Here is a 15,818-nt window from a genome sequence, read left to right as displayed (position 1 = left end):
CAATCCTATGTAGCTAATTATCAAGCCAAAAAAAATGGCCGCATAAAGGTTGCAAACCCAATTTATCAAGATATTATAAATAGGAGAATGTTAATGGGTAAAATTATTGGTATTGACTTGGGAACAACCAACTCTTGTGTTGCCATTATGGATGGCAATAAACCACGTGTTTTAGAAAATTCAGAAGGTGATCGTACTACACCTTCAATTATTGCGTATACTCAAGAAGGAGAAGTCTTAGTAGGACAACCTGCTAAACGTCAAGCTATTACTAATCCCAAAAATACATTATTTGCTATAAAACGTTTAATTGGTAGAAAATTTAAAGATGACGAAGTTCAGCGCGATATAAAAATTATGCCATATGCCATTGTAAATTCTGAAAATGGTGATGCTTGGATTGATGTAAAAAAACAAAAAATGGCACCTCCTCAAATTTCCGCTGAAGTATTAAAAAAAATGAAAAAAACAGCAGAAGACTATTTAGGGGAATCCATAAAAGAAGCTGTTATTACAGTTCCTGCTTATTTTAATGATGCTCAGAGACAGGCAACAAAAGATGCTGGAAAAATAGCAGGACTAGAAGTTAAAAGAATAATTAACGAACCTACAGCCGCCGCACTTGCTTACGGTTTAGATAAAGGAGAGGGTAATAGAACTATAGCAGTTTATGATTTAGGTGGAGGAACTTTTGACATATCAATTATTGAAATTGACGATGTTGATAAAGAAAAAACATTTGAAGTATTATCTACTAATGGAGATACCCATCTTGGTGGAGAAGATTTTGATAGCAGACTAATTAACTATCTAGTACAAGAATTTAAAAAAGAGCAAGGTATAGATTTAAGAAAAGATCCATTGGCTATGCAAAGATTAAAAGAATCTGCAGAAAAAGCAAAAATAGAATTATCATCAGCACAACAAACTGATGTTAATTTGCCATATATCACAGCAGATTCTAATGGTCCTAAACATTTAAATATAAAGGTTACTCGTTCAAAATTAGAATCTTTAGTAGAAGATCTAGTACTACGATCAATTGAACCACTTAAAGTGGCATTAAAAGATGCAAATCTATCTGTTTCAGATATTAATGATGTAATCTTAGTAGGCGGTCAAACACGTATGCCTATGGTGCAATCTAAAGTAGCGGAATTTTTCGGAAAAGAACCTAGAAAAGATGTCAATCCAGATGAAGCTGTAGCAGTTGGAGCAGCAGTTCAAGGAGGAGTACTTTCAGGCGATGTGAAAGATGTTTTATTACTTGATGTTACTCCACTATCATTAGGAATTGAAACAATGGGTGGTATTATGACTTCACTCATTAATAAAAATACTACTATTCCTACTAAACACAGCCAAGTTTTTTCAACAGCAGAAGATAACCAATCAGCAGTAACAATACATGTACTTCAAGGTGAAAGAAAAAGAGCATTAGATAACAAATCTTTGGGACAATTTAATTTAGATGGAATTGAACCTGCACCAAGAGGAACAGCTCAAATTGAAGTAACATTTGACATTGATTCTGATGGTATATTACATGTATCTGCAAAAGATAAAAAAACTGGAAAAGAACAAAAAATTACTATTAAGGCATCTTCTGGACTGAACGAAGAAGAAATAAAAAAAATGATTAATGATGCTGAGGCAAATTCTGAAGCAGATAAAAAATTTGAAGAATTAATTCAAATAAGAAATCAAGGTGATCAACTGATTCATAGCACAAAAAAACAACTAGATGAAAATAAAAACAAAATAGAAAAAACAGATTTAGATAAAATTAGATCTGCTTTAGATGAATTAGAAAAATCATTAAAGGGAGAAAACAAAAATGAAATTGAAAAAAATATACAAAATCTCTTAAAAATTTCATCTAAACTAACAGAAATACATCAAAATAAATCAGAAGAAAACAAAAAAAATACAACACATTCATCTGCGTCAGACAAAAATGAAAATGTTGTGGATGCAGAATTTGAAGAAATAAAAGATCCTAAAAAATAAAATTTACTCAAAAAACACAAAAATTTAGAATTATCTTTTAAATAACACGGGCGTAGAAAAAATCTACGCCCGTGTACTTGTTTTAAAAGAAAAGAGAGTTATCACATGTCAAAAAAAGACTATTATCAAATTTTAGGAATTCCTAAATCAGCTGAAGAACGAGAAATAAAAAAAGCTTATAAAAGATTAGCAATGAAATATCATCCTGATCGTAATCAAAAAGACAAAAATGCTGAAAACAAATTTAAAGAAATAAAAGAAGCATATGAAATTCTAATAAATACAGAGAAAAGAAGTGCATATGATCAATATGGACATGCTGCTTTTGAAAATGGTTATAATCAAAATAATACATATAGTACTTTTACTAGCGATACAGATTTTGGAGATATTTTTGGTGATGTATTCGGAGATATTTTTGGTAATGCTAGAAATCAAAGAGTAAAAAAAGGAGCTGACTTGTGCTACAATATGGAAATTTCTTTAGAAGAAGCAGTAAAAGGTATTATAAAAGAAATACGAATTCCTACACTTCAAAAATGTCAAAGTTGTTACGGTAGCGGAGCACGTCATGGAACTACACCTCAAGGTTGTGCTACATGTCATGGAAAGGGTCAAGTTCATATCAGAAAGGGATTTTTTACTGTCCAACAATCATGTCCTACATGTAATGGAAGAGGTTCAGTAATTAAAAATCCATGTCATATATGTCGTGGACAAGGAAGAACAAAAACACATAAAACATTATCAGTAAAAATCCCACCTGGTATTGATACTAATGATAGAATACGATTAAACAACGAAGGTGAAGCGGGAACAAATGGTGCACAATCAGGTGATCTATATGTTCAAATAACAGTAAATAAACATTCTATTTTTGAACGAGAAGAAAACAATCTGTACTGTGAAGTACCAATTAATTTTACTATGGCTGCATTAGGTGGAGAAATAGAAGTACCTACATTAGATGGCAGAGTTAAATTAAAAATACCATCTGAAACTCAATCAGGAAAACTATTTCGAATTCGAGGAAGAGGTGTAAAATCAATACAAGGTAGAAGTCAAGGTGATTTATTATGTCGTGTAGTTGTAGAAACACCAGTAAATCTGAATGAAGAACAAAAACGCCTCTTACATGAATTAGGAAATAGTTTTAATAGTTTTCGAGGAGACAAAAACAGTCCACGTTCGAAAAGATTTTTTGATGGTGTAAAAAGATTTTTTGATGATTTAACCAAATAAAAAAATTATACAGTATTGCTTCTTAATAAAATTAGAGGCAATACTATCTTCAATAATTAATTTTTTTGTAATTTCATGATCTTTAAAGATAAAATAGATTTATATCTTGCAGCTTTATTTTTGTGTATCAAACCTTTAGTTGCATACTTATCAATAATAGGTTGCATTCTTTTAAAAGCATCATATGATTTTTCTTTATCTCCAGAAGCAATAGAAAGGCGGACTTTTTTTATTAAAGTGCGAATCCTTGAACGATTACTAGCATTTTTTTTACGACGTTCTTCTGAAGTTATAGCATCTTTTTTAGCAGATTTAATATTTGCCAATTTCAACTCCTATTATAAAAAATAATTTAAATCTAATAAAACTTTTTATATATGTGAGGATAATATTATATATTATAAGGACGATACATTAAAGTTATTTATAAAATAAGTAAAAAATTTTAATATAAAGATTACTTCATTTTTCATGAGGTCGATTAATAATGAAACTTATACGAGGCATACATAATTTAAAAAAAATAGACTCGAATTCTGCTATTAGCATTGGAAATTTTGATGGAATACATTTAGGTCATCAAATATTACTTTCAAATTTATATAAAATAGGAAAAAAAAATAACATACAAACTATAGTAATATTATTTGAACCACAACCTTTAGAATTTTTAAATAATCAAGACCCTCCTAAAAGAATAACAACATTACAAAATAAAATTAAGTACATCCAATTACATAAAATTGATATCATTTTGTGTATTAAATTTAACAAAAATTTTTCATCTTTAAGTTCAGAGAAATTTATCAAAAAATTTTTAATAAAAAAATTAAATGTAAAATTTATCATAGTCGGAGAAAATTTTAGATTTGGATCAAAAAGAGAAGGCAATATATCTTTATTAAAAAAAATCGGAAAACAACATAATTTTAATGTTATAGAAATTAAGTCGTTTTTATATAAAAAATATAATATTAAAGTAAGTAGTACTATTATTAGAAAATATTTATTAGAGAATAAATTCAAAATGGCAACTGAATTACTCGGTCGCCCATTTAGTATCATAGGTAGAGTAATCCATGGAAAAAAAATAGGACGAAAATTAGGATATCCAACAGCAAATATACTATTAAATAATAATATTCCAATAAATAATGGAGTATATGCAGTAAAAGTATCCTGTATCTCAAAAAAAAATATTTTAGGAATATGCAATATTAAAGTTCAGCCTAACCATAATTATTTAGAAGAAAATAGGCTTCTTGAAGTTTACTTATTCGATGTAAACTTAGATTTATATAAAAAAAAAATAGAAGTTTCTATATATAAAAAAATACGAGATGAGATTTTTTTTTCCTCGATAGAAAAGCTAAAAGAACAGATTTCTAAAGATATTAATATTACTAAAAAATATTTTCATATTTAAGTATAAATAAAAAAAGAGAACATTATGAATGATTACAAAAATACTTTAAATTTACCTCAAACCTCTTTCTCTATGCGCGCTAATCTTTCTCAAAAAGAACCAGAAATATTAAAAAATTGGTATCTAAATAATCTTTATCAATTAATACGACAAAAAAAAGAAGGAAAGGAAATATTTTATCTTCATGATGGACCGCCATATGCTAATGGAAACATTCATATTGGTCATGCAGTAAATAAAATTTTAAAAGATATTATTATAAAATCTAAAAATATGTCGGGTTTTGATGCTCCATATATACCTTCTTGGGATTGTCATGGCTTACCTATTGAACAAAAAGTAGAAGAAGAAATTGGTTTGATCAGCAAACAAATAGACACTCAAATATTTCAGGATAAATGCAGAAAATATGCAAAAAAACAAGTAAAAAAACAAAAAGAAGATTTTATTAGATTAGGTATAATTGGAGATTGGGAAAATGCACATCTTACAATGGACTTTCAAAACGAAGCTAATATAATTAAAACATTATCTAAAATAATTAAAAAAAAATACTTATATAAAGCATTTAAACCTATACATTGGTGTTTAAAATGTCATTCATCTTTATCTGATGCAGAAATTGAATATTTCTATAAAAAATCTGATTCAATATTCGTTTCAATGAAAAATAAAAATAATAAAATGTTTAAAGAAATATTTAATATTGATACATTAAACAACAAAGATATACATTTGCCTATTTGGACAACTACACCATGGACTCTTCCATCGAGTCAAGCTATTACAGTACACCCAAAAATTGAATATCAATTAGTAAAAACTAAAAAGTTAAATTTAATTTTAGCAAAAGCATTAGTTTCTAATGTAATGAAAATTTTAAAGATAGAAAAATGGAACATTTTATCTTCTTTTCAAGGAAAAGATCTAGAAGGAAAGGAATTTTTGCATCCATTTTTGGAAAATGTTTCCTTACCTGTAATATTAGGCAAACATGTCACTCTTGATTCAGGAACAGGATCTGTTCATACAGCTCCTGATCATGGAGAAGAAGATTATATTGTAAGTCAAAAATACAATATAAAAACAATTAATTTAGTAGATTTTAAAGGTGATTATATAAATAACGTACATCCTGAATTAGATGGTATAAATATTTTTAAAGCAAATAAAATTATTATAGATATTCTAATTAAAAAAGATTGTTTACTACATCATGAATTTTTAAAACATAGTTATCCACATTGTTGGAGACATAAAACTCCTGTGATCTTCCGAGCTACTCAGCAATGGTTTATAAAGATTGATCAAAATAAACTACGTTGTAAAACCCTCGAAGAAATTAGAAAAGTTTCATGGATACCAAAATGGGGAGAAATAAGAATAAGGGAGATGATTAAAAAAAGACCTGATTGGTGCATTTCAAGACAAAGAAAATGGGGTGTTCCAATGTGTTTTTTCGTACATAAAGAAACAGGAGATATACATCCTAAAACTTATCTATTAATGAAAAAAATAATAAAAAAAGTTCAATTAGAAGGGATAAAAGCCTGGTGGAAAATTGATAAAAAAGAAATATTAGGTAAAACACACAATATGTATTGTAAGATATTCGATATCTTAGACGTATGGTTTGAATCAGGTAGTACGCATACTTTAATAAACTATGAAAATAAAAAATACCAAAAAAATTCTGCAGATATGTTTTTAGAAGGTTCAGATCAACATAGAGGATGGTTTATGTCGTCATTAATTATCTCTATGTTAAAAAAAAATAAACCACCATATTCTGAAGTTATAACTCATGGTTTCGTAATAGATAAAAATGGTCAAAAAATGTCTAAATCTATAGGTAATACACTTAGTCCTAATGAGATAGTAAAAACATTAGGTGCAGATATTTTAAGACTTTGGGTGGCATCTTCGAATTATACTAATGACATTTCTATTTCTGATGAAATTTTAAAACGTTCTTCAGATATTTATCGAAGAATAAGAAATACAGCACGTTTTATTTTAGGAAATATAAGTGATTTTGATCCAAAAAAAAATACTATTTTTAAAGAAAAAATGGTTTTATTAGATCAATGGGCTATAGGTCAAACAAAAAAAGCTCAAGATGAAATCATTGAATTTTATAAAAAATATAACTTTCATGCGGTAATTAAACGTTTAATGTATTTTTGTTCAGTTGAAATGGGTTCTTTCTATCTTGATATCATAAAAGATAGACAATATACTCTCAAACAAAATAGTCAAGAAAGACGTAGTTCCCAAACCGCTATGTATTATATAATTCATGCATTAGTGAGATGGATAGCACCAATATTATCTTTTACAGCTAACGAAATTTGGACTCATTTACCTGGAAACAATTCTAAATATGTATTTACAGAAGAATGGTTTGATAAACTATTTTATTTAGATGAAAACAATATATTTAATTATCAATTTTGGGATTATATAATAGAAATAAAAAATGAAATAAACAAATTTTTAGAAGAAGAAATACATAATAAAAATATCAGCCATTCATTAGAAGCACATTTAACGTTATACGTAATGCCAGAATTAAATGAAAAACTAAAAAATTTAGGAGATGAATTAAAATTTATTTTTTTAACATCTCAAGTTCAAATAAAATTATATAATCAAGCACCAAAAAATTCAAAAAAAAGTAAAAAAATATCAAATTTTAAAATATTTATAAAAAAAATGACAGAAGAAAAATGTCCAAGATGTTGGCATTATAGTATTTTAAAAAAAAATGAAAATGATCAAAAAATTTGTTCACGTTGTATTGAAAATACAATAGGAAACGGAGAAAAACGTGTTTTTATATAAAAAAAAATACTATTTTCAGAAAAATTATTGGATTTATATAACTATAATAATTTTTATTATAACAATAGATTTTTATAGTAAAAAATGGATTTTAAATAATTTGAATATATATGAAAAACAAAAAATCTTTCTAATATTAAATATATTTCATGTACATAATTTTGGAGCTGCATTTAACATACTATCAGATCAAGGAGGATGGCAAAAATATTTTCTCTCAATATTTAGTATAGTTATTATATTAATAATATGTTCAAAAATAATAAAATTAAAAAAAATAGATAAAAATAAAATTTATTCTTATTCAATGATTCTTGCTGGAGCAATAGGTAATTTAATCGATCGTATTTATTACGGTTTTGTAATAGATTTCATCGATTTACATATTAAACATTATCACTTTCCAACATTTAATATAGCTGATTGTAGTATTTTTTTTGGTATGATTATTCTTATAAAAAATAGTTATTCTAATTAATTTAAAATTAGTTTTAAAAAAATAAATTGTCAATTTTTATCTAATTCAATATAAATGTATTTCGAGAAAAATGATAATGAATATTATATTAGCTAATCCAAGAGGTTTTTGTGCAGGTGTTAAAAGAGCTATATTAATGGTTGAAAATGCTTTAAAAATTTATAAAAAAACTATTTATGTTAAACATGAACTAGTACATAATCAATATGTCATAGAAACATTTCGTAAAAAAGGAGTAATTTTCGTTGAAGAAATTAAAGATATTCCAAACAATTCCATAGTTGTTTTTTCAGCACACGGAGTATCAAAAGCAACAAAAAAGAAAGCTATAAAAAAAAATTTAACTATTTTAAATGCAACATGTCCATTAGTTGAAAAAGTACACTTAGAAGTTGAAAAGTCAAGCAAAAACAACATAGAAACAATTTTCATTGGGCATAAAGGACATCCTGAAGTTATTGGTACAATAGGACACTATGAAAACAAAAAAAGAAAAATACATCTTATTGAATCAGTACAAGATATAAATAAATTAAATATCAAAAGTAATCAAAAATTAAATTTTTTTACACAAACAACTTTATCTATCAAAAATACCCAATTTATTATTTTAGCTTTAAAAAATAAATTTCCTAATATATCTGGACCTAAAAAAGAAGATATATGTTATGCCACCACAAATAGACAAAATGCACTCCTTAAATTATCGAAAATAACTGATACAATTCTTGTAATTGGCTCTAAAAATTCTTCTAACTCAAATCGTCTTACAGAATTAGGAAAAGAAACAGGAATATTTACAAAACAAATTGAATCGTTTTTAGATATCAAAGAGGAATGGCTAAAAAAAACAAAAAATATTGGTATTACAGCTGGTGCTTCCGCACCAGATATACTGGTACAAGAAGTTATAAAATATTTAAAAAAAATTGGATTTAATAATCCACCACAAGAAATTTTAAACGATAAAGAAAAAAAAATATTTAAAATTCCTAAAAATTTAATATACACATAAAATTAGAAAAAATTATGAATAAAAAAATAACTCGCATTGCGATCACTGGTCCTATGGGTCGCATGGGAAAAATATTAATTAAAGAAATACAAAAAAATAAAAATGCTATTTTAGCCTGTGCAATAGTAAAAAAAAATCATCCATTAATTAATCATGATATAGGAGAAATGATTGGAATAGGTAAAATAGGTGTATATATAGAAGATGCTTTAAACATAGAAAAAAATAACTTTGATGTTTTGATTGATTTTACGAAGCCAAGTAGTACTCTATCTTTTATAAAACAATGTTATGATTTTAGAAAAAATATTATTATTGGTACAACCGGTTTTTTAGATGAAGAAATTTCAATTATTAATTCGTATTCTAAAAAAATTGCTTTAATACTTTCCTCTAATTTTAGCATTGGAATTAATTTAATTCATGAATTAGTTCAAAAAACAACTAAAATTTTAGGAAATGATTCAGATATTGATATCATAGAATTTCATCATCGAGATAAAGTAGATATCCCTTCAGGAACAGCACTAACTATTGGGGAAAAAATAGCAAAAGTTATGAATTGGAAATTAAATCAACATACATTATATTATAAAAAAGGTATCACAAAAAAAATAAGAGAAACAAAAAAAATTGGATTTTCTAGTATCAGATCAGGCAATATTATTGGAAAACATACTATTATATTTTCTAATAAAGATGAAGAAATTCAAATTAATCACAGTGCTTTCAATCGCAAATCCTTTGCCAAAGGTGCTATTGAGGCAGCAATATGGATTCATAAAAAAAATACAGGACTATTTAATATGAACGATATACTTAAAGATAAATTTAAAAACATTTAAAAAATTTTCAATCAAATGTCAATAATGTAAATATATTTAGTATAATAGACAAAAACGTTAATTTTAGTTAAAATATAATACAATTTTTTTAAAATTCTACTTATATTCAATATTTAATTAACATTAAAAAAACAATTTAGTGGAGGATGCTTTGGGACAATCAGCAGTACTAGTTTTAGAAGATGGAACTAGATTTCATGGACGTTCCATTGGAGCTAAGGGCACAACTGTAGGCGAAGTTGTTTTTAATACATCAATCACTGGATATCAAGAAATAATCACCGATCCTTCTTATTCACATCAAATTGTAACATTAACTCACCCCCACATTGGAAATATTGGTACTAATCCTAGTGATGAAGAATCATCTAAAATTCATATAAGAGGATTAATTATTCGTGATATATCACCTATATCAAGTAATTATAGAAGCGTAAAAGATCTTTCTTCTTACTTAAAAGAAAATAATATTGTTGCCATATCTGATATTGATACAAGAAAATTAACACGCATTCTGCGTACTAAAGGCTCTCAAAACGGATGCATTATAGAAGACAAAGAGGAAAATTATACAATAGCACAGCAAAAAGCAAAAAATTTTTTAAGTTTACAAGGACTAGATCTGGCGAAAAAAATTAGTACTAAAGTAATTTACAATTGGGAAGAAAATAGTCTTTCAATTAATTTAAAAAAAAGTACTCCTAAAAAAGAAAAAAAATTTCTTTTTCATATTGTTGTGTATGATTTTGGCGTAAAAAGAAATATATTACGTATGCTTGTAGATAGAGGATGTTATTTAACTGTTGTTCCAGCTGAAACTGATCCTGAAAAAGCTTTAAATTTTCATCCTGATGGAATTTTTTTGTCTAATGGTCCTGGCGACCCTAGACCGTGCGATTATGCAATTCATGCAATTCAATATTTTTTAAAAATAAATATTCCTATTTTTGGAATTTGTTTAGGCCATCAACTGCTTGCATTAGCTAGCGGAGCTAATATTGTTAAAATGAAATTTGGTCATCATGGTGCAAACCATCCGGTAAAAGAAATACAAACAAATCGAGTAATTATAACATCACAAAATCATAGTTTTACTGTCGATGAAAAAAACATGCCAAATAATGTAGCTATAACACACAGTTCTCTTTTCGATGGGACCTTACAAGGACTACGTTTAACAAACAAATTAGCTTTTAGTTTTCAAGGACATCCGGAATCTAGTCCTGGACCACACGATGCTTCATCTTTATTTGACCATTTTATTAAATTACTTAATCAAGTAAAATTTAGTAATTAATTAGAGAAAAAAAATGCCTAAATCTACTGATATAAAGTCGATTTTAATTCTTGGTGCTGGTCCAATAGTCATTGGGCAAGCATGCGAGTTTGATTATTCAGGTGCACAAGCGTGCAAAGCATTAAAAGAAGAAGGTTATAAAATAATTCTTGTAAATTCAAATCCAGCAACTATTATGACTGATCCTTGCATGGCGGATTCTACATATATTGAACCTATTCATTGGAAAATAGTTAAAAAAATCATAAAAAAAGAACAACCCGATGCATTGTTACCTACTATGGGTGGTCAAACTGCACTAAATTGCGCCTTAGAGCTAGATCGAAGAGGAATATTAAAAAAATTTAATGTAAAAATAATAGGTGCCACTATTGATGCTATTAACAAAGCAGAAGATAGAAAATTATTCGAAAAATCCATGCAAAAACTTAATCTTAAGACGGCAAAATGTGGTATAGCACATAATATTAAAGAAGCATTATACGTTTTAAAAAATGTAGGTTTTCCATGTATTATCAGACCTTCTTTTACTATGGGAGGAAATGGTGGAGGAATAGCTTATAATCAAGAAGAATTTGAAGAAATTTGTGAAAGAGGTTTAAAATTATCTCCTACTACTGAACTATTAATTGACGAATCGCTTATTGGTTGGAAAGAATATGAAATGGAAGTAGTAAGAGATAAAAATAACAATTGTATTATTGTATGTTCAATTGAAAATTTAGATCCTATGGGTATACATACAGGTGATTCGATAACTATAGCGCCAGCACAAACTTTAACTGATAAAGAATATCAAATTATGAGAAATGCTTCTATGTCAATTTTAAGAGAAATTGGTGTAGAAACAGGAGGTTCTAATGTACAGTTTGCAATTAATCCAAAAAATGGTCGGATGATAGTTATTGAAATGAATCCTCGAGTTTCTCGTTCTTCTGCTTTAGCTTCTAAAGCTACTGGCTTCCCAATTGCAAAAATAGCAGCTAAATTAGCTATAGGATATACCTTAGATGAACTGGCAAACGATATAACAGGAACAAATACTACAGCATCCTTTGAACCATCAATAGACTATATAGTAACTAAAATTCCTAGATTTAATTTCGAAAAATTTTTAGGATGTAATGATAGACTTACAACTCAAATGAAGTCTGTTGGCGAAGTAATGGCAATAGGACGTACTTTTCAAGAATCTATACAAAAAGCTATTTGTGGATTGGAAATAGGAGCTAGTGGTTTCGATTCTAAAGTTTCGTGTTTAAACTTAATAAAAATTAGACATGAATTAAAAGATGCTGGAGCAGATCGTCTTTGGTATATAGGTGATGCTTTCCGTTTTGGCATGTCTGTAAATGAAGTATTTGAATTGACATCAATTGATCCTTGGTTTCTTATTCAAATTCAAGAAATTATTTTATTAGAAAAAAAAATTATAGAAAAGGGATTTATTGGACTAAAATATAAATTTTTATACTTTATAAAAAGAAAAGGTTTTTCAGACTTACGTATATCTATTTTAACTGGAAAAAAAGAAGAAGAAATACGTAATCTTAGAAACAAACTGAATTTACATCCTGTCTATAAAAGAATTGATACATGTTCTGCTGAATTTTCAACTGAAACAGCATATATGTATTCAACATGGGAAGATGAATGTGAATCACATCCTACAAAAAATAAAAGAAAAATTATTGTTATAGGAGGAGGACCTAATAGAATTGGACAAGGTATAGAATTTGATTATTGTTGTGTACATGCAGCTCAAGCTTTAAGAGAAGATGGTTTCGAAGCAATTATGATAAATTGTAATCCAGAAACTGTATCTACAGATTATGATATTTCTGATAGACTATATTTCGAACCTATTACATTAGAAAATGTTCTAGAAATAGTTAAAATTGAAAAACCACAAGGTGTTATTATACAGTATGGAGGTCAAACACCATTAAAACTAGCACGTCAATTTGAAAAAGAAGGAATACCTATTATTGGAACAAATCCTGACGCTATTGATAAAGCAGAAGATCGTAATCGTTTTCAAAAAATTGTAAGTAAATTAAAGTTGAAACAACCTCTAAATGCGACTGTATTTAGTATAGAAGAGGCTCATAAAAAAGCTATAGAAATTGGTTATCCTATTATGGTTCGACCATCCTATGTATTAGGTGGTAGAGCAATGGAAATTGTATATGAACCAAACGATCTAGACAATTATTTTAAAATAATTTTAAAAAAAGACAATACCACTCCAATTTTGCTAGATCAATATCTCAACTATGCTATAGAAGTAGATGTAGATGCAATCTGTGATGGAGAAAAAGTTTTAATTGGAGGTATCATGGAACATATTGAACAAGCCGGGATACATTCTGGAGATTCTGCATGTTCTCTTCCTGCATATACTTTAAAAAATAAAATTCAAGATAAAATTAGAAATCAAGTTAAAAAATTAGCTTTTGAATTATCTGTAAAAGGTCTTATGAATGTTCAATTTGCTATAAAAAACAATGATATATACATTATTGAAGTTAATCCAAGAGCATCTCGTACAGTTCCATTTGTTTCAAAAGCAACAGGATTAGCACTCGCAAAAATTTCTGTTCGTGTAATGTGCGGTCAAAAATTATCAGAACAGGGATTTGATAAAGAAGTCATACCATCATATTTTTCAGTAAAAGAAGCAGTCCTTCCTTTTGATAAATTTCAAGGTGTAGATCCCATATTAGGTCCTGAAATGCGTTCTACAGGAGAAGTAATGGGCATTGGAAAAAACTTTTCAGAAGCATTTTCAAAAGCAATGCTAGGTGCACATACAAATATGAAAAAATCAGGTCGTGTTCTTCTTTCAGTTAGAAATGACGATAAAAAAAATATTGTAAACTTAGCAGTAAAACTTCAAAAATTAGGATTTATAATAGATGCTACAAAAGGTACAGCTATAGCATTAAAAAAATCTGGAATTATATCTCGATTAGTAAATAAAGTTCATGAAGGAAGACCTCATATACAAGATCGTTTAAAAAATGGAGAATATTCATATATAGTCAACACCACATCTTGTCATCAGGGAATAAAAGATTCTAAATTAATATGCCGTAGTGCTTTACAATATAAAGTACATTATGATACTACTATCAATGGGGCTTTTGCAACAATTATGGCACTAAATGAAAAACCAACAAAAAATATTATATCTTTACAAGATATGCATAAAAAAATAAATTTAATTAATTAAAAAATAAATTTTTATAAATATGTTGTAAAACATATTTATAACTATAAAAAGTTAAATATAACTATGAAAGTTAGCCTAATTGCAGCCATTTCAAATAATTTAGTTATTGGACACAATAAGCAAATACCCTGGCATCTTCCAAAAGATTTAAAATGGTTTAAAAAAAATACAATATATAAAAATGTTATTATGGGACGTTTAACATGGGAATCTATTCTAAGTCGTCCTTTGCCCATGCGTAATAATATTGTTATTAGTCATAAAAAAATTATACAAGAAAATGTTATATCAGTTCAATCAATTGCAGAGGCTTTAATTTATACACAACATGATAAAGAAATTATGGTAATTGGAGGAGAGAAAATATATCAACAAATGTTGTTTTATGCAAATAAATTATATTTAACACACGTAGATTTTAATGGAGTTGGTGATACTTATTTTCCTCAATATAAATTATATAAAAGTTGGAAAATAATATTCAGAAAAAAATATTTTAAAGATAAAATAAATCCTTACAATTTCTGTTTTGAAATTCTATCAAGATAAATAATATAAGAATTAAAAAATATTTTTTATTCAATTTAAATATTTTTTTCAAGAGGCTGAAAAAAATATTTTTTATCTTCCCATCGAAATATAGTTAATTCCCCTCCCCAACAACAACCATTATCTAATGGAAAAAATGGTTGAGGTACCTTAATGCCTCTTAAAGAAGACCAATGTCCAAAAAAGACCGAATATTCTTTTTCAAAATTGCATAATAATTTATACCAGGGAACAAGAGGATATTTAACTAAATTAGGAGATTTTTTGCAAAAAAGATTTAATCGACTATCAGTATAGCAATATCTCATACGTGTGAAAGCATTTATACTATATCGCAAACGATCTAACTTTTTTAAATTGTTAGTCCAATAATTTATTTCATTTTTATAAATAGATTTTAAAAATAAAGAGTAATTTTTACTTGACAAACATCTTTCAATTTCTAATGCACATTTTTTTGCTGTTTTTATATCCCACTGTGGACTTATACCAGCATGTACCATAATAATTTTTCTTTTTTCATCAATTTTTAGAACTGATTGAGATCGTAACCAATTAATTAATTCTGAACTATCTTGTGCTGATAAAAATTCATCAAAAAAATCGGTTTTTTTCCGTTCTTTAATACCAGAATGTACTGCAATTAAATTTAAATCATGATTTCCAAGCACAATTTGAACTCTTTCCTTCAGAGAAAAAATATATCTAATAACTTTTAAAGAATGAGGTCCTCTGGATACTAAATCACCTGCAATCCATAAATAATCTTTTTTTACATTAAATAAAACTTTTTTTAAGATTAATTTCAATTCTTTGTAACAACCATGAATATCACTAATAAAATAGGTACTCATTTTTTTAAATGTACTCCTAATAA

Annotated in this window: 12 protein-coding genes; 10 read left to right on the top strand and 2 right to left on the bottom strand. The window is 27.2% G+C overall.

Annotated features, from left to right (window positions below):
* Positions 1–93: 93 nt before the first annotated feature.
* Complete coding sequence (gene dnaK / locus AB4W74_RS00785; protein ID WP_367682115.1) at positions 94–2,010, top strand: molecular chaperone DnaK; 1,917 nt, start codon at positions 94–96, stop codon at positions 2,008–2,010.
* Positions 2,011–2,115: 105 nt separating this feature from the next.
* A complete protein-coding gene (dnaJ, locus tag AB4W74_RS00780) occupies positions 2,116–3,252 on the top strand; it encodes a molecular chaperone DnaJ (protein ID WP_367682114.1) in 1,137 nt (378 codons plus the stop codon).
* A 56-nt stretch (positions 3,253–3,308) separates the two neighbouring features.
* Here the strand turns inward: dnaJ and rpsT are convergent, their stop codons facing one another.
* A complete protein-coding gene (gene rpsT / locus AB4W74_RS00775) occupies positions 3,309–3,578 on the bottom strand; it encodes a 30S ribosomal protein S20 (RefSeq protein WP_367682113.1) in 270 nt (89 codons plus the stop codon).
* 161 nt (positions 3,579–3,739) lie between these two features.
* Between rpsT and ribF the strand changes: the two genes are divergently transcribed.
* From ribF to folA, 8 genes are all read left to right on the top strand, one after another.
* Complete coding sequence (gene ribF / locus AB4W74_RS00770; protein WP_367682112.1) at positions 3,740–4,678, top strand: bifunctional riboflavin kinase/FAD synthetase; 939 nt, start codon at positions 3,740–3,742, stop codon at positions 4,676–4,678.
* Between the two features lie 24 nt (positions 4,679–4,702).
* Positions 4,703–7,522: an isoleucine--tRNA ligase gene (ileS, locus tag AB4W74_RS00765; RefSeq protein WP_367682111.1), complete on the top strand. Its 2,820-nt coding sequence runs from the start codon at positions 4,703–4,705 to the stop codon at positions 7,520–7,522.
* Positions 7,509–8,000 carry a signal peptidase II gene (lspA, locus tag AB4W74_RS00760; protein WP_367682110.1) on the top strand — a complete coding sequence of 164 codons (492 nt, stop codon included), beginning with the start codon at positions 7,509–7,511 and terminating at the stop codon, positions 7,998–8,000. Before ileS ends, lspA begins: the two co-directional genes overlap by 14 nt.
* Positions 8,001–8,076: 76 nt before the next feature.
* Positions 8,077–9,015: a 4-hydroxy-3-methylbut-2-enyl diphosphate reductase gene (gene ispH, locus AB4W74_RS00755; protein ID WP_367682109.1), complete on the top strand. Its 939-nt coding sequence runs from the start codon at positions 8,077–8,079 to the stop codon at positions 9,013–9,015.
* A gap of 14 nt (positions 9,016–9,029) precedes the next feature.
* Positions 9,030–9,860: a 4-hydroxy-tetrahydrodipicolinate reductase gene (gene dapB / locus AB4W74_RS00750; protein WP_367682108.1), complete on the top strand. Its 831-nt coding sequence runs from the start codon at positions 9,030–9,032 to the stop codon at positions 9,858–9,860.
* Between the two features lie 151 nt (positions 9,861–10,011).
* Positions 10,012–11,157: a glutamine-hydrolyzing carbamoyl-phosphate synthase small subunit gene (carA, locus tag AB4W74_RS00745; RefSeq protein ID WP_367682241.1), complete on the top strand. Its 1,146-nt coding sequence runs from the start codon at positions 10,012–10,014 to the stop codon at positions 11,155–11,157.
* Positions 11,158–11,170: 13 nt separating this feature from the next.
* A complete protein-coding gene (gene carB / locus AB4W74_RS00740) occupies positions 11,171–14,392 on the top strand; it encodes a carbamoyl-phosphate synthase large subunit (RefSeq protein WP_367682107.1) in 3,222 nt (1,073 codons plus the stop codon).
* Between the two features lie 63 nt (positions 14,393–14,455).
* Positions 14,456–14,941 (top strand): type 3 dihydrofolate reductase, encoded by a 486-nt coding sequence (folA, locus tag AB4W74_RS00735; RefSeq protein WP_367682106.1) that lies wholly within the window; start codon positions 14,456–14,458, stop codon positions 14,939–14,941.
* A gap of 35 nt (positions 14,942–14,976) precedes the next feature.
* Here folA and apaH read toward each other — a convergent pair whose 3' ends face one another.
* On the bottom strand, positions 14,977–15,795 hold the full coding sequence (gene apaH, locus AB4W74_RS00730) for a bis(5'-nucleosyl)-tetraphosphatase (symmetrical) ApaH (protein ID WP_367682105.1): 819 nt from the start codon (positions 15,793–15,795) through the stop codon (positions 14,977–14,979).
* Positions 15,796–15,818: the final 23 nt, after the last annotated feature.

Source organism: Buchnera aphidicola (Hyalopterus amygdali) (assembly GCF_964059015.1).
GTDB classification, from domain to species: Bacteria; Pseudomonadota; Gammaproteobacteria; order Enterobacterales; family Enterobacteriaceae; genus Buchnera; species Buchnera aphidicola_BN.
This window is presented reverse-complemented; position numbering and strand designations above follow the sequence as displayed.

Bases quoted from the DNA above. Each gene is read 5' to 3' on its own strand.
- ribF (WP_367682112.1), top strand. From the start codon at position 3,740: ATGAAACTTATACGAGGCATACATAATTTAAAAAAAATAGACTCGAAT.
- apaH (WP_367682105.1), bottom strand. From the start codon at position 15,795: ATGAGTACCTATTTTATTAGTGATATTCATGGTTGTTACAAAGAATTG.
- carB (WP_367682107.1), top strand. From the start codon at position 11,171: ATGCCTAAATCTACTGATATAAAGTCGATTTTAATTCTTGGTGCTGGT.
- dnaK (WP_367682115.1), top strand. From the start codon at position 94: ATGGGTAAAATTATTGGTATTGACTTGGGAACAACCAACTCTTGTGTT.
- ileS (WP_367682111.1), top strand. From the start codon at position 4,703: ATGAATGATTACAAAAATACTTTAAATTTACCTCAAACCTCTTTCTCT.
- dapB (WP_367682108.1), top strand. From the start codon at position 9,030: ATGAATAAAAAAATAACTCGCATTGCGATCACTGGTCCTATGGGTCGC.
- folA (WP_367682106.1), top strand. From the start codon at position 14,456: ATGAAAGTTAGCCTAATTGCAGCCATTTCAAATAATTTAGTTATTGGA.
- ispH (WP_367682109.1), top strand. From the start codon at position 8,077: ATGAATATTATATTAGCTAATCCAAGAGGTTTTTGTGCAGGTGTTAAA.
- dnaJ (WP_367682114.1), top strand. From the start codon at position 2,116: ATGTCAAAAAAAGACTATTATCAAATTTTAGGAATTCCTAAATCAGCT.